The sequence below is a fragment of the Ehrlichia canis str. Jake genome (assembly GCF_000012565.1).
Lineage (GTDB): Bacteria > Pseudomonadota > Alphaproteobacteria > Rickettsiales > Anaplasmataceae > Ehrlichia > Ehrlichia canis.
On sequence record NC_007354.1, the window covers coordinates 396,399 to 423,220 of the forward strand.

Genomic DNA, 26,822 nt, shown 5'->3' on the forward strand with positions numbered 1-26,822 from the left:
GCTGATTTTTTTGATACAAATTAAGATAATAGATTTTATGTTGAATGACGTAAAAAATCTGTAATTTGCTAATAACATTTTGAAGTATTGAGTTGGCAGAGGTGTGTTATTCATTAGTAAATGTGTTATTTTTGTATTACTGTTTACTTTTAACAGATACAAGTGATTGTTTATTTTAAAAGTGTGTATGAGAAGATTATATAGAAAGTAATATTTATACTTAATTTTTGATACATATATAGCAGATTGTCTTAAGAATGCTGAAAAAAAGTTGTATAAAATACGAAGCTCATTATAAAAGCTTAAAAGTATTAATAGGTGTGTTATTTTAATTCATGTTGTACTAATGCTTATTCTAAAATTGATATGACCTGTTTAAATGTAATAAAATAGTAGTATAAAAATTATATAGTTTACTTATCAATATTTGCGCTATTAGGTATATATTCTATTTGTTAGTATGAGTGCATTATTTAATTGCAGTGAGTATTCATATTACTTTGTAAGACTTACTTAGATTCATGTATATTTAGTTAACTTTTGCTTACTAGTTGATAGATAAATTTTTTATCAGTTGATAAGTGGTCCAGTAGGAGCTTGTTCTCTTTTGAATTGAGATTTTTTTATTAAATGTACTATGTAGTTAACATCTTGAAAATTGTATCCTTTTTTAATGACATCTTCTACAGAATAGTTTTTGTCAATAAGTAATGTAAGTACTGAATCTAATGTTGTGTAATCCGGTAAGGTATCTTGATCTTTTTGATTATAGCATAGTTCAGCAGATGGATGTTTCTCTATGATTTGAGATGGAATCACATCTATTTTCTGACATAAACTGTTTTTTGGTATATTTTTGTTCCTCCATTTACTGAGTTCATATACTTTGGTTTTGTATATATCTTTTATTGGAGCAAAACCTCCACACATATCTCCGTATAATGTTGCATACCCAACAAATATCTCTGATTTGTTACCTGTTGATAATAGCATAAATTTGAACTTATTGCTTAGCGCCATTAATATTATACCCCTAATTCTAGCTTGTAAATTTTCTTCTGTGACATCTTCTTCAGTATTTGCAAAAGTGTTTTGTAAAACTGCTAGTGAATTTTGAAATATCTTTTCTATTGGTAATATATCATATGAAATCTCTAATCTCTTAGCACATTCTTGAGAATCAGTTATACTAGTTTGAGATGTATATTTTGTTGGTAACATAAACGAGTGTACGTTTTTTGGTCCAAGTGCATCAGCTGCAATTGAAGCTACAAGTGCAGAATCTATACCTCCAGATAGTCCTATAATAATACTTGCCATAGAATTTTTATAAACATAGTCTCTTAATGCTAACATCAGTGCTTGATAATCTGACTCAATATTGTCACATGTTGTCATATAGTGAGTTTGTTTCGCAAAATCTATGCTGTAAATATTACTATCTTCTTGCCACATATTTAAGAAATTGTACTGACCATTGAAAGTAAAGAATGACTTTCCATGAAAGACTCGGTTGTTATATCCTCCTACTTGATTGATGTATACTGCATATTTGTCACATGTGAGTTTTGAAATCATGTTATCTCTTGAATTTGTCTCTTGTGTATATGGTGTGTTATCCATTATTAACAATAATGTGTCTTTAGTGTAGGAAGGTAATGTTGGTATTTTCGATATAGGTAATAGTGATACGTTTATTTTATTAATTGTAAATGTAGCTGCAATATCAGAAAACTGGTATTCTGTTGAAAATTCTATCAATGCTTCAATTTTGCCGTTTTTTATTAAATAAATTATTTCAAAAATTTTGTTATTTTGTTGTTTGATACTTCCAATAATTATTGCTGTATTCTTATTATAAGTTTGTAATGCTAGTTTATTAATTGCGTGGTCGCATTGATTGAAGAAATCTTTAGATAAATATGGTATTTTTTGTATATATCCTGGTATTGAATATCTTGCAAATATAGCTAAATCTGCCGCTTTCTTTACCGATTCTGTGTATAGTTTTGTAATTTTATCATAGTTATAATCAATATTTTCAGGGTTGTAATTTAATTGTGCAATAAAGATTGATGGGTAGTACATAGTATTATTTTATTCACTCATTGACTAATGTTTATCATATTAATGTAATGTGTGCTATTATACTTTTTTAATATTAAAACTTATGAGCAGTGTATCTATTAATTTATACTACATGCTGAACAATTAACAGTTATATGTTTAAACTAACATAACAATTATATGCTGACACTGTTCTTAAAAGTATTTGCTACAGCAGCATATGTAATGATGCTTTTTGCTACTGTAAGTTTGAAACCTAATAAAGACTCATAAATAGCTAGATCATGATCTAATAGATGTAAACCATAATACTTTTAAGTATTAAAGATTATAAGAAGTGTATCTATTAATTGATGCTACATTCTGAATAATTAACGATTGCAATTCAAGCTAACAGATAATTATATACTAAATCCTATTTTTAAGCATATTTGCTATATCTAATGCAGCATATGTAATGATGCTTTTTGCTCCTGCACGTTTGAAACCTAATAAGGACTCATAAATAGCTAGATCGTAATCTAATAGGTGATGTTGTGATGCAGCTTTAATCATTGCATATTCACCACTTACTTGATATGCGAACACTGGTGTTTGGTACCTACTACTAATACACTTAATTACATCTAAATATGGCATGCCTGGTTTTATCATCACAATGTCTGCACTTTCATCAATGTCCATTTGTACTTCAAGTATTGCTTCATTTATGTTTGAAATATCTAGTTGATATGTACTTTTATCTATTGTTTGTGATCTTGAAACAGATCCTACAGCTTCACGAAATGGTTTATAAAAGCTAGAACAATATTTTACAGAATAAGATAATATACATACATCCTGAAAAGTGCAGTTATCTAGAACATTCCTAATTTCTTTAATTCTTCCATCCATCATGTCTGATGGTGCTACAATATCACAACCTGCAGCTGCTAATACTAAAGCCTGCTTACATAATGCTTTTATGGTTAAATCATTGTCAATTTTATCATTGACTACAATGCCATCATGACCTGAGCTCGTATAAGGATCTAGTGCAACATCAGCTATTATACCAATGTTTGGTATGTATTTTTTGATTTCACTTATTGCCCTATACATTAAATTTTCTGGATTAAATGCTTCTTCTGCATTTTCAGATTTTAGATGTTTTTCTACTACTGGAAACAGTGCTATAGCATTTATCCCTAAATTTGCAGCTTGCTCAACTACATTTAATAATTCGGTAATTGAATATCTCTTTATGTCTGGTAATTGTTTTATAGGTTCTGATATTCCGTCTCTGTCATGTACAAAAAGTGGTAATATTAGATCATTGATTGATAGGCTGGTTTCTCTTACTAAATTACGTAGCCATCCATTCAAGCGTTTGCGTCTTAATCTAGTGCTAGGAAATTGCATATGTTCAACTTATTGTGTAGTATATGTATATTTATTTAATCTTTTGATAAATAAGTATCAACAAATTTTTAAAAATAGATAAGGATTGGAATATTTGTTTACTAATGGTAGTTTGAAATATTTTAGCAAATTTGTAGTGTTATGTGCAATTAATTTGATATAAGATTTGTCACTTTTTTTATAATGTTGTAATTTTTTTGTATAGCGTATTTCAATGAGAAAAGTTTTTTCAGTATATCCTGCAGAATCATTTTTAACTGTAGTGGCAAAGTTTGTATTTGATGTTTTTAATGATACTTTTTCTAATGTAATAATTATAGTTCCTAATCAAGAAGATGTTGAATTGTTATGTAATGAATTAAAACTTTACTTTTCTGACACTGTTTTTGGTAAAATAAAAATTATGTCATTAGCAGATATAGACCAAGATTTATTAGTAGGTAATCATGGCTCTATAAAAATTATGAGTCCGATAAGAAAGCTTTTATTATTGATGGAATTCATAAAATTATGGAACTCTGAAAATGATGAAGATTACCCATTAACTATGAGTTATGAGCTGGCTACATTGTTGAATGAGATAAATGTACATTGTATAGAGTTGTCAAATTTAGAGAATCTATTTGATTGTGATTTACCAGTACATTGTCAAAAGACAGCGAAATTTCTTTTTAGGTTATCTAAGAAATGGAGAGAGGTTTTAAAAGAAGAAGGAGTACTAGATATATTAGAACATAGGAGTTTATATATAAATAGTTTAATTGAGTATTTGGAGAAAGAGTCATTAAATAGTACTGTCATTTTTGCTGGAATGGCATTTGATGAGTTTTTTATCAACTTTATTCAAGCACTATATAAATTATCTAATACTAAAATTATACTTCCTTATGTGGATATGACTATTTGTCAAAGTGAGTGGGAGTTATTAGATGAATGCCATTATCAGTATTGCATAAAGAATGTGTTAGATGTTTTGATGATTAATAGAGATGATATCATTTTTTTAGGTAGTCCAAGTAGTTCTATATTTGTAAATAGTGTATTTAATTTTAATTTATTTTTAGAAGCATATCATAGGAATGAAATTCAAAATTATGATGATTATAATCGTGTTAAATTGATAACTTGCGTTTCAGATGAAGACGAAGCACAGATTGTGTCTACTCTGGTTAAAGAAAATTCTTGTAATGATCTTACTATATTTACAAATAATTTATTGTTGAGTAAAAGAATAAATTCTATCTTAGATTCTCAAAATTTATTAGATAAATCAGACAATAGTTACCTGATATTATCTTTCGTATTATATATATTAGAAGTTGCAATAAGTAATTGGAATCCTATATCTTTATTATCATTACTTAAGCACCCTTTTGTTACTTTAGAATATGTTAAGGAAGATTATGAAGCTTTAGTATCAGATTTTGAATTAAAAGTTATAAGGTGTTATTCTAGCTGTGATTTTGCTAGTATTGAAAGTAATATAAAAGAACATGTTCCAGATTTGTTATTTTTTTGGGAAAAAATAACAAGTATTATGCTTCCTTTAGTTAATGTAAGATATGAAAAAATATCTTCTATAGTTAAAGCTCATATTACCTGCATGAATAATTTATTAAAAGGTAATACTGTAGTTAGTCTCAATGATAGTAATAAAATTGAAGAGTTTTTTAATAGTTTAAAGAACTCATGTAATGGCATAAAAATATATGGGATAGATTTATACTATGAGATCTTATTATCAATTTTGCGTAGTAATTTTTTTTCAGAAAATTATAAATTATCTTGTCTCAACTTGTCTAAGAAAAAAGTCGTAATTTTTGCTGGATTTAATGAAATAAATTATGGTGTAAATTCGTTTAATACACTATTAAACGGGTGGATACGTGCTAAATTAGGATTGCCTTCTATTCAAAAAGAGAGAGGTTATTTCGCATATTTATTACATAGCTTTTTTTATGCAGATAAAATTTATATTACTCAATCTTTGAAAAGCTTTGGTAAAATAAATGAGGAATCTGTATGGGTTAGGCGGTTAAAAATTCTAGGTGAGCTTTATGATATAGAAGATTTGAAATGTGCGATGCATTTGAGAACACAAGATAAGTCTTTGTTTGATGATGTAAAAAATTTGGTATATTTGAGACCCAACCCTAATCCAGAGCTTGATAAAAGATTAGGTGCATTTAATATCTTATCATCAACTGCTTTGGAAACTTTAGTAAAGAATCCTTATGTGTTTTATTTGAGCAGTATTTTGAATATTTTACCGTGTAGAGGTATTAATGAAAAATTTTCTATGCGTGATTTCGGAATTATTGTGCATAACATTTTACATAAATATTTATTAAATAATAAGAGTAAGTGTCAATGTAAGGATTTAGTAGAAATTGCTGTATCGGAGTTGTTGGATAAATATAAAAACTTTCCTCAGGTTGAAACTATTTTATGGCCTAAATTTCAAAAGATAGCTGAGCAATTTTTTGAAATGAATTTAGAAAGGGATCACTATATTGATGAAATTATGACAGAGCGTTTTTTTTCTTGGAAAATCAATAGTAATATAAAAGTAGTGTCTAAATGTGATAGAGTAGAGTGTTTGCGAGATGGTAGTGTTGTTATTATTGATTATAAGACAGGTATGATCCCTTCGCAGTCAGATATTAATTACGGCATTTCCTTACAAATGATAATACAAGCATTAACGGTAAAACAAAGTCTAAAAAAGGATATATCAGGGTTAATGTACTGGAAGATGAGTTCAGAAGATATGAAAATAATTTCTATAGATAATTATGTTGAACTTATGAAGCAATTGGAGATTGATTTGGAACAGCTAATATTAAATTATGTTACTTTCATGAAACCATTTACTGCATCTTGTGATATGTCTAGATATACTGATTATGATCTTTTAACTCGTATTAAGGAATGGATGTATTTTGTCTAATGTATTAACCTCTCATGAATATATAAAATTGTTAAAACTTTATATATTTTATGTACTTTACTGAATAACTTATAGTTTTTAATGTAAAAAGTGATACATTATTAAATTACTTATCATGTAGAATTGTATAAGTTAAAGGATATATTAAATTATTTGAGTAGTATGATATAAAAAATAAAGTAACTGTCATGAAGTAGAAATATATTATAAAAATGTATTAAGTAATGTAAATGATATCAAGTTACTAGTTGAAGTGATGTTTTATATTTTAAATTCCGAAAGATGTACTGTATGTCTGTAAAATGGTGAAGATAAGAATTAGTGAAGTTCTTACATTATTTAAAAATATTTTTTTATTTATGCAATGTGTTACATATTATCATCATTATTTATATAAATGTGTGTTTTATTGGCAAAGAGTATATTAATCATATTATATTGAAGTGTATAAACGATATGGCAATAGATATATCGTTAAAATTGATTAAGTATTTCTCATGTTAAATAATTATTGACATGAAAAGTAAATAACAGTAACTTTTTAGTTCTTTTTTATAGTTTTGGTATCTAAAATGTCACATAGTCTTAATAAGAAAGCGATTTTTTCTTTGCTTTTATGTGCTTTTATAGAGTGTTATGATTTTTTAGTATACGGAAATTTTGGACGTATATTTAGTCAGATATTTTTTTCTCAAATTAATAATGAAAGTCTGTCACTAATATTATCATTTGCTATATTTGCAATAGCTTTTTTTGTTAGGCCTATTGGATCATTGTTATTTGGATATATTGGAGATAAATATGGAAGGAAAGTTTCTTTATTTGTTTCTGCTTCTATGCTTATTCTATCAGTTGGAGGTATTGCATTTTTACCTACTGTTGATTCTATAGGTGTGTTAGCACCTATTTTATTGGTATTGTTGCGTACTTTACAAGGTTTGTCTTTTGGAGGAGAAGTGGGTGCTATTGTTTTGATAGCAGAAAGTGTAAGTAAAAATAAAGTTCCTGCACTATTAAGTTTACATTTTGCATTGGCAATAATTGGCGGTGCAACTGGGTCTTTCATTTTTAAGTTATGTTATAACTTTATTCCAGAAGTACAATTTTATTCTTGGGGCTGGAGAATACCATTTATTATAGGGTTAATTATGTCTATAATATTACCTTTTTTACGTCATTCTATTGAGGAAAGTAGGCAGTATTTAGATTATACATCTGGTAAAAAAGTTTCTAAAGTTCCCATTTTAGATATAGTATTACGTTACAAAAAAATTTGTATTATTACATTTAGCTTAATAGGAGCTGCTAATGCATTGTTTTATATGTTTTTTGTATTTTTAGATGTACAACAACAATTAAGTATAATGGGTTACTGTTTATTGATATTAACAATGTTAGCATCAGGCTTTATATCTTTTCTTCTTTTTCAAATATACAAGCCTGAAAATGTGGTATTTATCATTCAAGTTGTATTTATTACATGTGTATCTCCTGCTGTATGTTTCTTAGGTCTTAATTCTGTAATTAGTTATTTTATCTTAGCAGTTATATTAGGTTTGTACGCAACTCCTTTATTATCTATGTTAGTGTTTTTATTGCCAGTTAGTATAAGACAAACTGGATTCTCAATGTGTTATAGTATTGCAGTTGCGGTGTTTGGTGGCGCTACTCCTGCAGTATGCTTATGGTTAAGTGAAATTACTCAGTCAAGTATCTCTCCTATAATTTATTTAGATTGCTGTGCACTATTATCTTTAGTTGGTATTTTGTGTTTAAAACAACATAATGCCAAGAAGTGTGAACAAGTAATGTATGCATGAATTGCATTGCTTATTAGATGTTAGCTTTGATGATTACTTTATAGTTAGTAGTGTAAGTTATATGTGGTTGGTGGCAGGTATTTTTAAGGTAATTGCCTAGTTAGTGTATAGATTTTGATTAATGCATGTTTAAAAAAAATAATAAGTTTTGGTAGGAATATTTGCAAGAGAGTTTTGCTATTTGTTTAAATATTAATCTGTATGCGTTCTAGAAAATAATATGTTTGCCATAATAATATTACAAATCATGTTTTTCTATTTTCAGTAAGTAATCTGCAAACATAATTTTGGTTATTAGTAATGTAATGTTTAATTTATGGGCAATTATCTTTTTAAAGTGATTCTTGGATAATATAAATTTTTGAATTATGAATGTTTTAAAAAATAATGTGTTTGTAAAATGAGTTGTAAATATAGTAATAATCTTGATTGTTGTTGACCAAGTGGACAGGTGATTAATAGGTGACTGTATTGTTAAGTAAATATTGATAGTGTAGGTTTTGAAATTGAGTGTGTTATAAAAGTAACAATTTATTATTGAAATGTAATTTATGTTGTTGTAAGTTTCAAAAGTAGATTCAAGTAATTAAGCAATATGATAAGCAGTTGATTGTGTTTTGAGGTAAATATTGGTTATGTATTGTAAATGTACGTAGGAGTTAGTAGTACAATAAATTTTTGTTAGTTATAAGTATAGTTTGGTATTTTATAGTATATTGTCTTATTTAAGTAGTGTGTAGTGTTGTATAGATTGTGAGGAATCTGGGTGGATTATTTAGTTACTTGATTTTGATTGACATTAATAACCGATGATTATAGTTATGATGAAATCAGTATTTAATGAGTCGCATATATGTCAACGCGTTCTAGTGTTAAGCCTATATTATCAATACTTATATGTGCGTTCGTAGAATGTTATGATTTTTTGATCTATGGAAATTTTAGCAGAATGTTTAGTAAAATGTTTTTTGCACATATCACTGAAGATTTTGCTATGGTGTTATCACTTATGTCATTTGGAATGGCTTTTTTTGTGAGACCTTTTGGATCATTATTATTTGGCTACATTGGTGATAAGTATGGTAGAAAAACTGCTTTATTTAGTTCTGCAACTTTGCTTATTATATCTGTAGGTGGTATAGCTTTTTTACCACTTTTTGAAACTATAGGTGTATTATCTCCTATTTTGTTGATAGTATTTCGTGTGTTGCAGGGATTATCTTTTGCTGGGGAAATAGGTGCTGTAGTTTTGATGGTAGAAAATGCAAAAAATACTCGTAATATTATTTATGCAATGTATAGTCATTTTATTGTAGGAATATTTGGTGGTGCAGTTGGATGTTATATTTTTAAACTATGTAATAACTTGATTCCTGAATATCAATTTTATTCTTGGGGGTGGAGAATTCCATTTATTGTGGGATTATTAATGTCTTTTTCATTGCCTTTTTTGCGTAATTCTATAGAGGAAAGTAGAGAGTATTTGTATTATAATAATAAAAATAAAATTTCAAAAGTACCTATTGTAGATATAATATTGAATTATAAGTATCCTTTTATAATGGTATGCATTTTTGTGCCTTTTTGTAATGCTTTGTTTTACACTTTTTTTGTATTTTTGGAAGTGCAAAGCAAAGTTAATGTGCTGATATATTCTTTGTTGATTTTAACAATAGTTTTATCAGGTTATCTAATTTCTCTTATATGTAGAGTGTATAAAACTACAACTGTTGTGTTCAGTGCAAATATATTTTTTATTGTCATTATATCTCCTCTTATATGGTTTTTTGGTGAATCTATTTTTACTTATTTTTTGACAGCATTGTCTTTGGGTATGGCTTCTACACCTCTTAGTGCTATACTTATGCTATTGTTTCCAGCAAATGTTAGACAAACTGGTTATTCAGTTGCTTTTAGTATTGGAATAGGGTGTTTTGGTATGTTAACTCCAATGATTTTCTTATGGTTGTCGCAGTTAGGTTTATCTACTGTATTTTGCATGGATCTTTATGCATTATTTTCTTTATATGGTTTTTATTGTCTCAAGAAAGATAAGAATGTTATTAAATATGAGAGTACGTTTAAATAATTTATATTGATTAAAATTTATGTGATTTAAGAATATTTAGTAGACTTTTTGATTATATTTTTTATGTAATTATTTATAATGTATTTACCAATGTTGTAGTATTTTGTGATTAGTGTTATATCATTTTATTTTTAGGTGATAGTAGTACCCTGTATAGTATTGAGATTTCAAGATTTTTTTATTAATTATATTAAGTGTATTAGAAGTGTGTAAGCCTTATTTATGTTATTTGTGACAGGGTAGAATTCTATGATTGTGTTGTTGATTATTAAATATTGAGGCTTAATGTATATTAGGAACAACAACTCAACTGTGCTGTACTCTTAAAAGAATTGATTATGTAATAATTTTTATAGCAGTAATTTTAGTAGAAAATTGAGTGTTGATGTATGAAGTAGTAATTTGGGAACTAAAGTAGCATTAATTATAATATTTTTGGGATATTGTGGTAGTTCTTTTATACAGTGAATTTATAAATTATGGAATGTGTTGCTTAGTATGATGAGTGCATAATTAATAATATGCGTATGATTTATAATATTCTATGGTAACAGTTAATATTGTAATGCAGTTTTTGTATGACAGAGGTTAGTGTAAATTAAAATATCTGATATATGAGATTTTGATACTGAAATAGTATTGTCTTATAATAACTGTACCTTTCATATATTTGTTATACTTAGTATTTTAATAATAACTGCTTGAGAAAAGTTGGCAATACAATGTTTAATATAACGTAGTAATATACCATGTATTTGAAAGTTCATACGTTACTGATAATGTGAGATGTTATTTTTTAACAGTAACTACACTGTAAACTAATGTTTTTATTTATATTGAAATGCAATAAAATTTTCTCAAATGGGTAAACTAAGAGAATTATATAATATAGTGATAAATAACTTGTATTGTTACTAAAATGGTATTTCGTCGTCAATAATTATGTCATCACAACTGCTATCTTGAAAATTTTCTTTGCTAAAGCTTTCTGTAGAATACTCATTGGGTATAGCATTATTATCCATAGTATTATTTTTAGCATCTAACATATACAATGCTGAGTTAAATCCTTGTAGAATTACTTCTGTTGTATAGCGATCTACGTTATTTTGGTCTGTCCATTTTCTTGTTCTTAATGATCCTTCTATATAGATCTTGCTGCCTTTACGTACACAGTTTTTTATAATTTTGACTAAACCTTCATTAAATACTACTATATTATGCCATTCTGTTTTTTCTGTACGTATACCAGATGTCTTGTCTACCCAGCTTTCTGATGTTGCAATGGAAAAACTTGCCATTTCTTTCCCATTTTGCATTACTCTAATATCTGGGTCTTTGCCTAGATTGCCTATTAAAATTACTTTATTTACGCCGATAGTGGACATAGTTGTATTTTCATAATGAATTAACAAGCATTATTATCGTATTTTATTAACAAATCAGTCAATAATTTTGTTATTAATATTGCTAAAAAAATAGACTAATGGTACAGAATGGTGTTATCTAGAGTATTTACTTTTTGATTGTGGTTCACAATGGATAATTCATTACCGGTAATAAGGAGCAAAACAATAAACAGTGTTTTTAAAGTCATGGGTGAAATGGCTGATGCAATATTTTCTTGGGTTGGTAGTATTAATAAGGATTTAACCAGGGATCAAGATATTAGCAATCTTTATGAGAAAATGAAAGAATGTGTTAATCCAAAGGGTGGGGAAATTAAAGCAAGGTATAATACTATATCTCTTGGTAATTTATATTTGAACTTATCTGATGTTGGTAAAATAGCGTTTTTTAAATTGTTAGAAGGAAAATTTAGTGCTGATAGAATTGCGATAGATGAAAAGATAGGTGATTATATACGTGAGACAGATGAAAATAAGAAAAGAAAATGTGAATTTGAATTGATGACAGTTTTGGAATCTCCCAGATTTCATATACTTAAACAATTTATTTCATTACCTGATGGTTTAAAGTTTATTGTTGACATGAGAGCTGATGTAATGCGCTTGAAGGATAAATGTCAATTGTTTTTTTCTCTAGAAAAAGATTTAAGGCATATATTATCTACTTGGTTTGATGTTGGACTTCTGGATTTGCATCAAATTACATGGGATTCCCCTGCTTCTTTATTGGAAAAGTTGATTTTATATGAAGCAGTTCATGCAATTTCTTCATGGGATGACTTACGAGATAGATTAGATTCAGATCGGAGATGCTTTGCTTTTTTCCACTATAAAATGTCAGTTGAACCTTTAATTTTTGTGGAGGTAGCTCTTGTTGATGAAATGGCTACTAGTATACAAATGTTATTAGATTCTCATGTTCCACCTAAAGATCCGAAGAATGCAAAAGTTGCTATTTTTTATTCTATTTCAAATACACAGAGAGGGCTTTCTGGAATAAGCTTAGGTAACTTTTTAATAAAACGTGTTGTTAATAAATTGTCAGAAGAGTTTCAACATATTAAAATTTATGCAACTCTTTCTCCGATACCTGGGTTTGTTAGATGGCTTACAAAAACTTTACCAGATAATCTTGAATTACTAAATGATCTTAAAGTTAATATATCTATTGATGATATAATATCATATGTGAATAATAAGCAGTATGCTGATTTGACTCAGGATATTAAAAGTTTGTTTCTAAAATTATGTGCTTATTATTTAGTAAAAGCTAAAAGTGTTGATAGAGCATTAGATCCAGTAGCACATTTTCATTTAAGTAATGGTGCGATTATCAAGCAATTAAACTGGATGGCTGATATTTCTGAAAAGGGTTTGAGTAGTTCAATGGGTATTATGGTAAATTATCATTATGAATTATCTAAAATAGATGATAATTATGAAAACTATGTCATTAATAAAGAGATTAATTGTTCAAAAGAAGTATTGTCACTATTAAAGCGTTGATTTAATATGTTTTATTTAAATGATATGTTTTTATGAGAGTTATTAAAGGAAATAAATGTGATTGGGAAGTAGTGATAGGACTGGAGGTTCATGCACAAGTTATTTCTAATTCTAAGTTATTTTCTGGTGCTTCAGCAAAAACTTATGATGCTCCCCCTAATACACAAGTGTCACTTTTTGATGTAGCGATGCCAGGTATGTTGCCTGTACTTAATGAGTACTGTATTTACCAAGCTGTAAAAACTGGGATTGCTTTATCTTGTAAAATTAGTAAATATTCAGCATTTGATAGAAAAAATTATTTTTATCCTGATTTGCCTGCTGGTTATCAAATAACGCAGTTTTATTACCCGATAGCTACAGAAGGTAAAGTTGTTTTAGAAGATCATAATGCTAAGGAAGTTCGTATTGCAAGGATTCATCTTGAACAAGATGCTGGAAAAAGTATACATGAATTTAGTCAGACTTATATAGATTTCAATAGGGCAGGTGTTGCATTAATGGAAATAGTATCAGAACCTGATTTAAGATCTGTTGAGGAAGTTGCAGAATATCTAAAGAAATTGCGTATGATATTACGTTTTATAGGTACATGTGATGGGGATATGGAAAAGGGTTCTTTTCGTTGTGATGCAAATGTTTCAGTAAGGCCTTTTGGTAGCAATGAACTTGGAGTAAGGTCTGAAATAAAAAATCTAAATTCTATTCGTTATGTTATGCAGGCAATAGAGTATGAGGCAAATAAACAGGTCAATATTTTGGAAAATAATGAAATATTTACTCAAAATACATTATTGTTTGATGTTTCATTAGGACAAACGAGAGTCATTAGAACTAAAGAAGATGCTCATGATTATAGATATTTTCCAGATCCTGATTTGTTCCCAGTAAAAATTGATGACCAATATATAGATCATGTAAAATCTTTGTTACCAGAATTACCTTTGCAAAAAAGAGACCGTTATATTAATGATTTTAATCTAAATAAATCTGATGCAGATATTTTATCTTCCGATAAAGATGTTGCTATGTATTTTGAAAAAGTTGTAGAAAAGCATGATGCTAGACTTGCAGCATCTTGGATAATAGGTGAGCTTTTTGGTAGATTAAATAAGCTTGGAATTACTATTGATGAATCTTCAGTAAAAGCTGAGCATTTAATACAATTACTTGATTTAATAGTTGATAATACTATTTCTGGGAAGATAGCAAAGCAAGTATTTGATATGATGTTTGAATCAGGTAAGCTCCCTGCATTAATAGTTAGTGAGCATGGATTAAAACAAGTAGATGATGCAGATGTATTGTATGTGGTTGTAGAAAAGATTTTGAAAGATAATGCAAGTAAGGTTGAAGAATATAAACAAGGCAAGGAAAAATTGTTTGGATATTTTGTAGGGCAGGTAATGAAAGAAACACAAGGTAAAGCAAATCCTGAAATGGTAAATTCTATTATCAAACAACAATTAGAAAGTAAGTAGTTGATAGTAAGCTGTTATTGTTGTTTAAAAAATTTGTTTTGGTATAAGAAAATTTGTTCTTTAATTCCTCGTCATTATTCCTACTAATTTGTGTTGTTAAATTCATTGTTTTTATATGATGATTTTAAGATAAGTAAAATAATAACAATATGTCTACTTAAATATTCAGTGGTTTAATACTTTAAATGTTTTGTATTAAAGTAAGTTGTAATAAATTTATCTACTATTGTTTAATGTGTGGTGTTTGTTACTAAATTTATTATAATATTGAATTGATTATGTGTGTTATGGTTTTGATTAGGAAATAACAACGGTGTATGTGTTTCAACATTTGATAATGTAGAGTTTTGAATGTTTGTATTATTAGGTATATTGTATAATAGATTTATATATATAGAAAAATTTAATCATTGAAGTTCATTTTGCAATATGCTTTTTATTATGAGTAAGATATTTTGATAAATTTATGGTTGGTTATTATCAATTTCAGACAATCTGTTTTATATAACTGAAATTGGTAGAATTACTTTACTTGTGAAATAAAATTAATTGCTGAATTTGTGTGTTAGTCTAATAATGCTAACTTATCATAATGTTATGTAAGTTATTTAATTTAATATATTAAAGTATTATATTGTTATGAGCTTAGATAATGAGATTTTATATGTGAGCTGAGTAAGATTAATTTTTGTTGAATTTAGTTAATAGCTGAAGTTCAATTTGTGATTTCATTACAAGATTTGTTTTGTATCTGAAATGGCAGGTAGCTAAGTATTATTGAAAATTAAAAAATATTCTTTATTGGCTAAATATAATTGATTTAAATTGATGCTATAAACTTAATGATTTCTCAATAAAGGAATACTGATTGGATATGGTAAAGTTTTTTAGTAGAATATATTAAAAGTATAGGAATTACTGTAAATTTAAAGTAATGTAAACTTGAAAACTTTTTTAGTGTTTTTATATTGTTTAATTGAAAGAATTATTAAATTGTGTTATTAAAACTTGTGTATAAAATTATTAATTAAATAAAAGATTAAAACCTTATTGACAACTTCTCTTATGCTGATTAGCATTGTAGATCTTACATATCGGGGGTGTAGCTCAGTTGGTTAGAGCGCAAGCCTGTCACGCTTGAGGCCGCGAGTTCGAGTCTCGTCACTCCCGCGTCTTGGAAATTTTTTATTATAATTTTGTAACTTGTTGGTTTTGTAGTATTGTAAGGGAATGTCTAGAAATAAGGAGATATTGGTGCTTGCTAGTGATATAATGAAAGGGAAAAAAGGATTAATCATTGGGATTGCTAATGATAAGTCTTTAGCGTGGGGTATTGCTAAAACTTTAGCTATGCATGGAGCAGATATAGCAGTAACTTATTTATCTGATGTTTTCAAGAAAAGAATAGATCCTTTAGTAGAATCTATAGGTGTAAAGTTAGTCTTGCAATGTGATGTATCTAAAGAAGATTCTGTGGATACTATGTTTGAGCAGTTGAATGATAAGTGGGAAAACATAGATTTCTTAGTACATGCTGTTGCGTTTTCTGATAAAAATGAGCTAAAAGGTAGGTATATTGATACATCATTAGATAATTTTTTGACGTCTATGCATATATCATGTTATTCGCTTACTTATCTTGCTAAGAAAGTAGAAAAGATGATGCGTAATGGCGGTAGTATCTTAACGTTATCTTATTATGGTGCGCAGAAAGTTATGCCTCACTATAATGTTATGGGGGTATGTAAAGCAGCTTTAGAGGCAAGTGTAAAGTATCTAGCTGTTGATCTAGGTTCTCAGAATATTAGGGTTAATGCTATTTCTGCTGGGCCAGTAAGAACTTTGGCATCTTCTGGAATAGGTGATTTTCATTATATACTAACGTGGAATAAATATAATGCACCGTTAAGACGTAATACTACAATAGAAGATGTAGGTGGAGCAGCACTTTATTTATTGAGTGATTTAGGTAAAGGTACAACAGGAGAAATTTTGTATGTTGATAGTGGATATCATGCTATAGGTATGAAAGCAATAGATGCTCCTGATATTAATTATGTTGAGGCAAAATAAAGTAGGTACAGTATTATAATATTATGAAATTATGATATTTGTATCTAACTAGGTTTTTTATTTGTTATTCTTCTATTTTTCTAGAGTTATATTGTATTATTTGTTTTATAAGTTTATTTTTGGTTGTATATTGCTATATTTAATATAAGGTTTTAGTGTCTTTTTGGAAATTGATAGATGAGTTTATTTTTCTATTGTATAATACAAGGGATCATAACTCTCAGTAATTGTTGTACTAATGGGATTTATGATTTTTCAAGTTATGATTGTAGTTTTGGATTGGCTATATGAATGATAGTAATACTGTGCTTTTAGGGGATTGTATGAAAGAAGGGCTTCAATCCGATAATCGTGTAATTTGGAAAGATATTCAAAGTAAATTACATAAGTTTTATGGTAATGCCATATATGATAGTTGGTTAAGTGTATTAGTATATGTTAATAATGAGGGGGGTAAGGTTTTGCTATCTGCGCCTACTAGATTCATAAAAGAATGGATATTAGTACATTACTTAGATCAAATTTTAAAATACTGGCAAGACGAGGACAAAAGTGTTTGTTCTGTAGACATTTGTGTTGTGAATAATCAGGATACTAATTTAATAGTTAATGTCAAAGATCAACAAGGTAATGAAATAAGGAATAATTATGATCATTTAAGTTCTCCATTGGATCCCAGATTTACTTTTGATAATTTTGTAGTGGGGAAGCCAAATGAACTTGCTTTTGCTGCTGCGAGAAGAGTAGCAGAGTCTAATGATCCAATATCTGGAAGTAATCCTTTATTTCTATATGGTGGTGTTGGTCTTGGAAAGACTCATTTAATGCATGCTATTGCTTGGTATATTATAAAATCTTCTTCAAAAAGAAAAATAGCTTATCTTTCAGCAGAGAAGTTTATGTATCAGTATGTTACAGCGTTGAGGAGTAAGGATATAATGCTATTTAAGGAACAATTTCGTTCTGTTGATATTTTGATGGTTGATGATGTTCAATTTATTAGTGGTAAAGACAGTACTCAAGAAGAGTTTTTTCATACTTTTAATGCATTAATAGATCAAAATAAGCAATTGGTCATATCTGCTGATAGATCACCTAGTGATTTAGATGGAGTTGAAGAAAGAATAAAATCAAGGTTAGGTTGGGGATTAGTAGCTGATATTAATGAGACAACTTTTGAATTGCGGTTGGGTATATTGCAGTTAAAGGTTGAAAAGATGGGTATTAATATACCAAATAAAGTATTAGAATTTTTAGCAAAAAATATCAAATCTAACATTAGAGAATTAGAAGGTGCACTTAATAAAGTAGTTGCACATTCTTCACTAGTAGGGTGTAGTATTACTTTGGATTCAGCAAGTGATATCTTATCTGATCTATTACGTGCAAATCATAAATCAGTGACATTAGAATGTATTCAAAAGAAAGTTGCTGAGTTCTTTAATATTAAGATGACAGATATGTATTCTACTAGAAGATTAAGAACTCTAGCTCGTCCTAGACAAGTAGCAATGTATTTGTCAAAGAAACTAACCCAAAAGAGTTTACCAGAAATTGGGAAAAGTTTTGGTGGTAGAGACCATGCAACAGTAATTCATGCTGTTAAACAAATAGAAAAGCTAATAGAAACAGATGATAAGTTAAGAGATGACATTAATTTATTGACTAGAATGTTAAGATAAGTTGTACTTATTTATTGTAAATCAATATGAGTGCATTGCTGTGTGTAACTACTATTCCTGTAATATTGGTATGTATTGATTTGATGTTGCTTGGTAAGTTTGTAGATCTGTGAAGTTATCTGGTTCTTTTTAATAATGCTTTTGTAGTAGATTACGCTTACTGTTTCATGTTGTTTTGACTTGTTAGTTTAATGTTGTAATGTAATTTATTTTGTTATGTATTTTTTAGTAATAATAAGTTGTTACTACCTTTTTAATCATCTGTTGTGTAATATTTCTAAAATATTGTTTTTTTAAATAAAAGTAAGTTACTAATACATTTTTAATTATTTTGATATGTAATTCTGTAATGTGCTTCCTGTGATTATTGTTATTGGTTTACTAGTTGTACTGATGTATTAATAAAATTTTTGACATCTAGTTTTTAATAAGAATAAGTTGCTAATACCTTCTGATATTTAGTTTTCTCAAATATTTATGAAATCATTATATTAGCTTTTTTGTATTGTTTTAATGTATTAGTAAAGTATTAAGAGTTTTTATTATTCATTTTTGAATGAGTGTAGGTTTGTAATAACTTCTTATTGTACTGTAATATACTGGTTGGTTTTGTTTATATTGTTTTATACAATCCTAGTATATTAAGGCTTTTTATTATTCAGATTTATTAAAAGTTATATGTGTCTATATTGTTATGATGTATGAGAATATGTCTCTGTTATTCTTCATTTAATTATATAGTGTTACAATGTTTTTTTGATTACTCTTTTTTAGTTATTAATGTTGTAATATCCATAATTTTTTATTAGTTTTGTGTTTTATAATTTTTTGCTAGTAGGTGATGTGCTTTGTTGTTCACTTTCTTCCTTTTTTTGTCGTTCTAACATTGCAGTGTAGTTTTGTTGTCCTTCAGCTGTAACTGGTTGTCTTATTATTCCTTCTTGAAACGGACTATGCACACTTCCTTCTTTGTCTTTATCTTCTGTAACTAGAGAGAACAAGCTTTTTCCAGTAATAGCTATCAGCAATATTGGTACAAGTGGTGGTATAAACCCTTCCAACCCAATTGCAAGAGCTCCTAGTATAAAATAATAGGAATTAAATGGGTTTATTACTGTTTGGACTAGCTTTTCATCCATGGATACCATGTGTTGTTTACCTTCTGGTTTATCAGCTCCAAATTTTTTCCTTAGAGATGCTATTGGATTTGCAATATCTATTCCTGTAAGTTCTTCTGCTTTCTCGCGTACCTTTTCCATTGAAAAGCCTTTGCTTTCCTTAACATATTCTGCTACAGCAGCTTGTCTGCTCTGTTGTTGTTGTTCTGTTAGATCTGTTTTTAAATGTGAACAAGATATTATTACTTCAAGCAATTCTTTAAAATCATCATCTGACATATCTTTTATGATACTGTTAATTTCAGTTAGTAGTGAAATCTTATACATTCCATGCAGTATCATGCTTTGCCTGTCATATCCTAGAGACTTTATGCGTTGATTTAATATTTTTACTTTGTTGCCTATTTGGCTAATCAGGAACATTTCAATCCCATGATTAACTTTGTAATCAGCGTAAGATGATGCCTTATAAAAGAACTCTGGACTTGAGATATGTTTTTGAATTTCTTCAGGTGTTTTATTCTGATCAGTTAATTTTTTTTCTTCTTTTTTTACGTATCCAGTTAACAATTGACTCCTGTACTCCTTTAATTCTTTACTTGAGCTATTCATTAGCTCTAGCAGATGTTCTGCAGATAATGTATTATCCTTGGAATATATTGTTTTTAAATCTCGTTTGGGATAGAACATTTTTTTAAAAAATTAACTTATTGATGATGCATAATTATACATAAAGATTTTTATGCAATCAATAAACATGTTATGTTTGTATTTTGTACAATACTACTAAAATTGAAATATCTTGAAATTATGAGATATACTCATTAATAGTTTGATAGTAATAGTGTGTATTATGTCATTTGAAAATTGGTTTAGTATATTTTAATAATATGTTTGAATTATTTACATTAACTCACCTATTGGTTTTAAATCTTGCTTGGGGTAGCACATTTTTGGGAAAATAAACTTATTAATAATGTCTAATTATACATAAAGATCTTTATGTGATCAATAAACATATTATGCTTTATATAATACTATATTAAGTTGAAATATATTAAAATTATAGGATGTATTCATTAATAATTTGATAGCAATAAAATCTAGCTTACATTGTGTAATTGAGAAATAAATTTTTTGATATTTTATTTAAAGTTTTCATATTAACTAGATTATTGTCATCGTAAATGTGATTTATTAGTATTACATTATCATTAATTTGCTATTTATGTAGTATATGAAATTGAATATTATTATGTGTTCTTTAATAAGTTTATTGTTGTGAGACAGTTAAAAATAGGATTATTAGGTGGATCTTTTAACCCTCCACATTATGGTCATTTATATATAACTCAAGAGGCTATTAAAAGATTAGATTTGGATTGTGTATGGTGGTTAGTTGTATCGCGTAACCCTTTAAAATTTAATGGTGGCTATAGTATTGAAGATAGAGTAACTTTATCATTGCAATTAGTTGCTAGCTATCCAAAAGTACGTGTTATCAAAGTGACAGAGTGTTACAGTTACAATGTTGTGACAAGGTTATGTAAAAAATTTGTGAATGTTAAATTTGTGTGGTTAATGGGAGATGACAATCTTTTTTCTTTTCATTATTGGTATAGATGGAAAGCTTTTTGTAAACTGTTACCGATTGTTGTGTTTGAACGTAGTAAGAACATATATCGGTGCTTAGGTACTCCTTTTGTTAGTTATATGAGAAATGCGTATTGTGTTGATTTTCACTTGTTATTAAATTGTAGATATGGGTGGATACTTGTTAGGTTAATGCCATGTAATGTTTCATCTTCTCAAATTAGAGGATATACTTTAAATAAAATATAGTATTTGTATCAAATTGGTAATATATAATATTATTTTAACTTAGGTCGTATGAGAGGTTCTTATGTCAAGTATTGCCTTAGGTGTTAATATTGATCATATTGCAACGTTGCGCAATGCAAGGAATGTTGATTATCCGTGTATTATTGAAGTAGCAAATATAGCGGTAAATAATGGTGCAGATTTTATAACTGTTCATTTAAGAGAAGATCGCAGGCATATCATGGATGATGATGTTTTTAGATTAAAGAGCAGTTTAAAGGTTCCATTGAACTTAGAAATTGCTGCAACTGATGAGATGTTGTCAATAGCAATAGAAGTAAAGCCAAAATGTGTTTGCCTGGTTCCTGAGAAAAGGCAAGAACTTACAACTGAAGGTGGCCTAGATGTAGGAAGTATCTTTTCTTATCTAGTATCATTTATTGAGAAATTACACTCTTATGATATAGATGTTACATTATTTATTGAGCCTGATATATCTCAAATTGACCTTGCAAAGAAATTACATGCAAATAATGTGGAACTACATACTGGTAAGTATTGTAATAACGCTACACAAAATGAACTATCTAAAATAATAAAAGCTGCTGAACACTGCCATCACCAGAACATAACCTGCCATGCTGGACATGGCTTGAATTATCAAAGTGCTGCTACTATAGCAAAAGTACCATATATATCAGCACTTAACATAGGGCATTTTTTAATTTGTGAAGCTGTACTACATGGTATAGGTAAATCCATTTATAAAATGAAACAGGTCATTGCTAGTACAGATTAATTATCTAGAGAGTTAATGGCATTTGATAATTTCTTACTTGATCTGAACCTTACTCTTTTTTTAGGGGCTAGTGTTTCTAATTTTCCAGTTTTAGGATTGTGATATTTTTTTTCTGCACATTGAATAACATGTAATGTTCCAACATTGTGTAACCTAATTAGATGAGAATTTTCTAATGCATTTTGTATACTTAACATTACTAGATCATAAGCTTGGCTTGATACCTTTTTTGTTAGTCCTAGCTCTCCCATAAGTGTTCTCACTACCATATCCTTACTCATAACTTAAACTCCTAATTTTACATAACTGAACAAGATTTAGGATATTAGGTTAGTTTGTATAGTCAACTAAATTTATTGTTATTACTTAAAGCATTATTAATTAATCTGCAATTTTAAGTAGATAGTAAGGCTTTTTGTAAATTTTTTTGATGACTTTATTATTATATTATTAGAAATATAAAATTTAATAAGTATTTTTATAACCACAGGAACTAAGCAATTTTTTCAGTGCTTTTGATGCTTATTTGTTTTTAACCTCTATGTTTTTAGTATACTAATGTTGTTTTGGATTGCAAAATTTTAATACTAGTGTCTCTGGATCTTAAAAAATTGACTCTAATTTATATTAAATAAATCATAATATTGACCAAGTTTAACATTACTGATTTTTTATCTAATTGGAATTTTTTTGCGTAAGATATTAAGTGTTGTATTTGAAGTAATTTTGATAGTAATTTGTCAACATCAACTTTTTTGTTTTTTATATTGTCAACTAGGGTATTATAATTACTTAAGCTTGTTGTTATACCTAATATTTCTTTTGCTAAATTTGATACAATAGTAAGTAATATGTATTCTATTTTATAAAAACTAATGTCAGTTGTTATTATATTCTCTATTATTTTACTATCATATTGATGAGTAAGTATTGATATGAGACTTTCATGTAGTGCAATTTCTTTTTCAATGTGTTGATCTACCATTCCTGGAGTTCCTGGGTAAATATGACTTACTTTTTCATAATCTAAATGTGGAAAATTGTTTTTAATTACTTGTTGTGTTTGTTTTGGATTAAGATCTGATAATCCTAATGTAAAACATCTTGATCTTATAACTACTGGTACTTCATGTAGGTTATGGCTAATTAGGATTATGATAGAATTTGTTGGTGTTTCTTCTAGAATTTTAAGCATTGCATTGATAGCATTAATAGTTAAGCTATCTATACTGTCTATTATTACTATTCTGTATTTGAATCTTGCTGTGGTTAAATAGAGGAAGTTTTTTATATTTCTAATTTTTTCTATGCCTATTATCTCTTCATTATCATTAATTATTAGGAGATCAGGATTGCAGTAATTTGAATTTGGTGATTGGGTTAGATATTGAGCAAAATTATATGCTAGTGTTGCTTTGCCAATGCCTTTATTACCATAGAGTAGCCATGATTGTATATGGGTATTATTTATAAGTGTATTTTTTGCTAATGTATGTCCTATAATTTTATTCATATTTAAAAATTGAGATATCTTTAATATAAATTTGGTAGCATCACTCCTCAAACTAATAAATTATTCTTAGTTACAATGTTTGATCAGTATGACTTGGATATTTTTTTTTGTAAATACTGATTTTGTTACTCTACAATATTAACTTATTAAAGTCATTTTGTTTAGTAAGTATAAAATTGTTTGTAGTTGTTAGTGATGTGATGATAGAAATATGATATGCTGTCTTAACATTGCAATGATAATGTTAGTTACTTACTGAACTTTCGAATTATGTGTAAAACATGTTTTTTATATTACAAGTATTGGGTTTATTTGTTCAATATGAAATTATTTATGGTGATTGTTAGGTGATAACAAGAGTATGATATAATTATGTTGTTTGTGAGATGATTATATTAGTGGTTAAGTGAAATTTCAAAGTATGTCTGTATGTAAAACATGCTTTTTATCTTACTAAAATTATCTTATAGAGTATGTAAACCTGTTTATATCAATATGTGTAATGTGATAAATTTATATGTTAGCTGTGTAATTAGTTACATTATTAGCTAACTTATATTGCAATATACTTTGTATGTAAATATACTATTTTATATGATAGGTATCAGCTAATTTGTAAAATATTTTGTATTATAGTCAGTAGTTTCTTTTCTGCTACTGCTCCTGCTCTTAATATTTTATATGATGTTAAATCAATAACTGTTGATTCAGTACCGTTTACTAAACTATCGTCTTCTATTGTTACTGAAATATGTTTTTTTATTGTTTCGTGAATTTGATGTGCAGCAGTTACGCTAGGTTGTCCAGAAATATTAATACTTGTTCCTACAACTGGGTTCTCAATTTTATTTACAATCTCTAAAGCTATTGGGTGATTAGGAATCCTTATACCAATAGTGTTATTGAAAAATTGTCTGGGTAATTTGTGATAGTTATGAATTGGCAATACAAAGGTTATAGGTCCTGGAGAAAGTTTTTGTATTATTTTAATAGCATGATCTGTAAGATTAGAAAATTGCTTGATTTTATTAATATTACCAACTAGTAATGATAAGGGTTTATTGTAAGATCTGCCTTTTATTTGATATATTTTTTGTATTGCTTCAATACTATACGCGTCTCCAGCTAATGCATATACAGTTTCTGTGGGAAAGGCTATTAAGTGTTTATTATTTAATGCTTGTATTGCTTTTAATATCATTTTATGTCTAGCTTTGATTTGTCTGTATGTTAAATATTAAGTATATGATTTTTATGATAAAGTGTCATATAAATGTGTTTTTTATATATTAGTGATTATTAAGCTTTTTAAATATTGTACATTGTTAATTTGCAAGTAAGCTGATTAGTTATCTGTAGAAGAAAATTTGTGCTTAATTTATGGATTAAAAATAATAAATTTATATATTTAGTGAAAGTAATTTTATAATTATGGTGATTTTTGGATTAACTGGTGGAATAGGATCTGGTAAAAGTTTAGTTGCTAGCTATTTTAGCACGTTTTTTAAAGCAAAGATATTTGATGCTGATAAAGTTGTGCATGAGTTGTATAAATATGACAGCGATGTTATAAGACTTGTTAGTGAGTATTTTCCAGATTCTGTGGATAATGGAATTGTTGATAGAAACAATTTAAGACAGCATTTTTTGACTGATAATCATTTGTGGGTTGAGTTTCAGTCAGTAATTCATGCTATTGTTTTAAAAAAGAAAAAAGATTTTATCATGCTTCATAATAGGAGATCAGTGAGATATGTAGTACTTGATATTCCTCTACTAATAGAATCTAATTTTTATAGTTGTTGTGATTTTATTATTCATGTAACAACAAGTAGATTATTGCAAATGCAGAGAGTGTTACGTCGTGGTCTGTCTATAAAGGAGTTTGAATCAATTAGATGCAAGCAGTTGTCTGAAAGTAGTAGGAAAAAATTTGCAAATTTTACTATTAGGACTGGATTAAGTAAGAAAGATATATTATTTCAAATTAAAAAAATCATGCTTAATGTGAATAATAAATGTAATATGGATTAGAAGAGTATTACAGTTGAAGTATAAGCAAGTTATGTAAAGATATTTCTACTATATATTGTTTTGTAATGCTATATTAAGTGTTATATATGTTAAATAGTAAGACATATTAATATAGTAAATATAGATTACTGGTGGTGTTTTTTTACATGAATATTTAGCTATGTAATATAGAAGTTCATATAATGTGGAATTTAATTTGAACAATAGTATAGTTAATAATAATGGGTATATAAGCTTACATTTTGAATATCAGATATATTATTAAATAAAGTACTTTCTAGTGTTAATTTTAGTTGATGTATTGCGTTCATAAATAAAGCTTTTGATATAACAAAAGTCAATTAGATTATATAATATTTTTATCTGGAAAAGACTTATAGTATAGATTTTACAGTTTTATGATTAATTGATAAATAAAATTTGTATATGCTAATTCTTGTATGTAATCTCATTGATTTATTAATTTGTGGAAATTTTGTATAATGAAAAATAATCAGATTTCCCATTCTTGTATAGTATGGCTTTGTCTTAATGACTTTGCAGTTTTTGGATAGTGTACGGAAATCATTTATATTTAGTGAGCTTATTAATAATATCTTGTTATTGTTAAGTGTTATTCTTTGTTTTGCCATTGAATAAAAGTGAGAAAAATTTATATTTTTGATAGGTTTTTCTAAAGTATTTTTTAGTGTTTTGGTCGATAGATTAATAAAATTGATAATATAGTTTAAAACTGGTTGTATGTTTATTCAGTTAATTTATTTTGGTCAAATGTATTAGCCTGATATGGTGACTATATTTAGCAAGACTTTTCTTGTATTGTAGGGTTTTATTTCAAGTATTTGAAAATTTATGGGTAATGGTTTGGTAAGGTTGATCATGTTATTTAAGACTGAGTTTTATATAATCCTGTTAAAATTAAAGAAATGTATGTTTATATTATAATTGATCAAGGCACTTTATTATTACTGTTGAATGGGAATGTAAAAATTTGGTAGTTTTCAATAAAAGAAATTCTACTAAAATATTTGTTAATTAATAAATTAGTTAAACTAATAA

At 27.6% G+C, this 26,822-nt stretch carries 17 protein-coding genes and 1 tRNA gene; 11 read left to right on the top strand and 7 right to left on the bottom strand.

The features are described from left to right. Positions 1 to 570: 570 nt before the first annotated feature. Both nadE and hemB read right to left on the bottom strand, forming a co-directional pair. The gene (gene nadE, locus ECAJ_RS01375) at positions 571 to 2,088 is read right to left on the bottom strand and encodes an NAD(+) synthase (protein ID WP_011304386.1); all 1,518 of its coding nucleotides are present in this window, start codon (positions 2,086 to 2,088) and stop codon (positions 571 to 573) included. 387 nt (positions 2,089 to 2,475) lie between these two features. Beyond that, on the bottom strand, positions 2,476 to 3,468 hold the full coding sequence (gene hemB / locus ECAJ_RS01380; protein WP_011304387.1) for a porphobilinogen synthase: 993 nt from the start codon (positions 3,466 to 3,468) through the stop codon (positions 2,476 to 2,478). A 214-nt stretch (positions 3,469 to 3,682) separates the two neighbouring features. Here hemB and ECAJ_RS01385 point away from each other — a divergent pair, with 214 nt between their 5' ends. The 3 genes from ECAJ_RS01385 to ECAJ_RS01395 all read left to right on the top strand — a co-directional run bounded on the left by ECAJ_RS01385 (position 3,683) and on the right by ECAJ_RS01395 (position 10,327). Next, complete coding sequence (locus ECAJ_RS01385) at positions 3,683 to 6,418, top strand: PD-(D/E)XK nuclease family protein (RefSeq protein ID WP_011304388.1); 2,736 nt, start codon at positions 3,683 to 3,685, stop codon at positions 6,416 to 6,418. A gap of 572 nt (positions 6,419 to 6,990) precedes the next feature. Beyond that, positions 6,991 to 8,238: an MFS transporter gene (locus ECAJ_RS01390; protein WP_011304389.1), complete on the top strand. Its 1,248-nt coding sequence runs from the start codon at positions 6,991 to 6,993 to the stop codon at positions 8,236 to 8,238. Between the two features lie 853 nt (positions 8,239 to 9,091). Then, positions 9,092 to 10,327 carry an MFS transporter gene (locus ECAJ_RS01395; RefSeq protein ID WP_011304390.1) on the top strand — a complete coding sequence of 412 codons (1,236 nt, stop codon included), beginning with the start codon at positions 9,092 to 9,094 and terminating at the stop codon, positions 10,325 to 10,327. Positions 10,328 to 11,241: 914 nt separating this feature from the next. Here ECAJ_RS01395 and ssb read toward each other — a convergent pair. Beyond that, entirely contained in the window at positions 11,242 to 11,715 is a 474-nt protein-coding gene (gene ssb, locus ECAJ_RS01400) for a single-stranded DNA-binding protein (RefSeq protein ID WP_011304391.1), read from the bottom strand. Between the two features lie 150 nt (positions 11,716 to 11,865). Here ssb and ECAJ_RS01405 point away from each other — a divergent pair, with 150 nt between their 5' ends. From ECAJ_RS01405 to dnaA, 5 genes are all read left to right on the top strand, one after another. Further along, positions 11,866 to 13,242 carry a malonyl-CoA decarboxylase gene (locus ECAJ_RS01405; protein WP_011304392.1) on the top strand — a complete coding sequence of 459 codons (1,377 nt, stop codon included), beginning with the start codon at positions 11,866 to 11,868 and terminating at the stop codon, positions 13,240 to 13,242. Positions 13,243 to 13,274: 32 nt separating this feature from the next. Continuing rightward, positions 13,275 to 14,723, top strand: coding sequence for an Asp-tRNA(Asn)/Glu-tRNA(Gln) amidotransferase subunit GatB (gene gatB, locus ECAJ_RS01410; protein ID WP_011304393.1), 1,449 nt, complete (start codon positions 13,275 to 13,277; stop codon positions 14,721 to 14,723). A gap of 1,096 nt (positions 14,724 to 15,819) precedes the next feature. Then, positions 15,820 to 15,893, top strand: a tRNA-Asp gene (locus ECAJ_RS01415). 60 nt (positions 15,894 to 15,953) lie between these two features. Then, positions 15,954 to 16,796 (top strand): enoyl-ACP reductase FabI, encoded by an 843-nt coding sequence (locus tag ECAJ_RS01420; protein ID WP_011304394.1) that lies wholly within the window; start codon positions 15,954 to 15,956, stop codon positions 16,794 to 16,796. Positions 16,797 to 17,083: 287 nt separating this feature from the next. Next, entirely contained in the window at positions 17,084 to 18,478 is a 1,395-nt protein-coding gene (gene dnaA / locus ECAJ_RS01425) for a chromosomal replication initiator protein DnaA (RefSeq protein ID WP_044261957.1), read from the top strand. Between the two features lie 818 nt (positions 18,479 to 19,296). Here the strand turns inward: dnaA and ECAJ_RS01430 are convergent. Continuing rightward, positions 19,297 to 20,286: a hypothetical protein gene (locus tag ECAJ_RS01430; protein ID WP_011304396.1), complete on the bottom strand. Its 990-nt coding sequence runs from the start codon at positions 20,284 to 20,286 to the stop codon at positions 19,297 to 19,299. Positions 20,287 to 20,877: 591 nt separating this feature from the next. Here ECAJ_RS01430 and ECAJ_RS01435 point away from each other — a divergent pair. Beyond that, a complete protein-coding gene (locus ECAJ_RS01435) occupies positions 20,878 to 21,438 on the top strand; it encodes an adenylyltransferase/cytidyltransferase family protein (protein ID WP_231243064.1) in 561 nt (186 codons plus the stop codon). 61 nt (positions 21,439 to 21,499) lie between these two features. Then, the gene (locus ECAJ_RS01440) at positions 21,500 to 22,216 is read left to right on the top strand and encodes a pyridoxine 5'-phosphate synthase (RefSeq protein ID WP_011304398.1); all 717 of its coding nucleotides are present in this window, start codon (positions 21,500 to 21,502) and stop codon (positions 22,214 to 22,216) included. On the opposite strand, the gene ECAJ_RS01445 is transcribed toward ECAJ_RS01440, so the two are convergent. The 3 genes from ECAJ_RS01445 to ECAJ_RS01455 all read right to left on the bottom strand — a co-directional run bounded on the left by ECAJ_RS01445 (position 22,213) and on the right by ECAJ_RS01455 (position 24,930). Continuing rightward, on the bottom strand, positions 22,213 to 22,497 hold the full coding sequence (locus ECAJ_RS01445; protein ID WP_011304399.1) for an HU family DNA-binding protein: 285 nt from the start codon (positions 22,495 to 22,497) through the stop codon (positions 22,213 to 22,215). The two genes, ECAJ_RS01440 and ECAJ_RS01445, sit on opposite strands and share 4 nt — an antisense overlap. A 341-nt stretch (positions 22,498 to 22,838) precedes the next feature. Continuing rightward, on the bottom strand, positions 22,839 to 23,729 hold the full coding sequence (locus ECAJ_RS01450) for an AAA family ATPase (RefSeq protein ID WP_011304400.1): 891 nt from the start codon (positions 23,727 to 23,729) through the stop codon (positions 22,839 to 22,841). A 604-nt stretch (positions 23,730 to 24,333) separates the two neighbouring features. Then, the gene (locus ECAJ_RS01455; protein ID WP_011304401.1) at positions 24,334 to 24,930 is read right to left on the bottom strand and encodes an L-threonylcarbamoyladenylate synthase; all 597 of its coding nucleotides are present in this window, start codon (positions 24,928 to 24,930) and stop codon (positions 24,334 to 24,336) included. 230 nt (positions 24,931 to 25,160) lie between these two features. Here ECAJ_RS01455 and coaE point away from each other — a divergent pair, with 230 nt between their 5' ends. After that, on the top strand, positions 25,161 to 25,763 hold the full coding sequence (gene coaE, locus ECAJ_RS01460) for a dephospho-CoA kinase (RefSeq protein ID WP_011304402.1): 603 nt from the start codon (positions 25,161 to 25,163) through the stop codon (positions 25,761 to 25,763). Positions 25,764 to 26,822 lie beyond the last annotated feature (1,059 nt).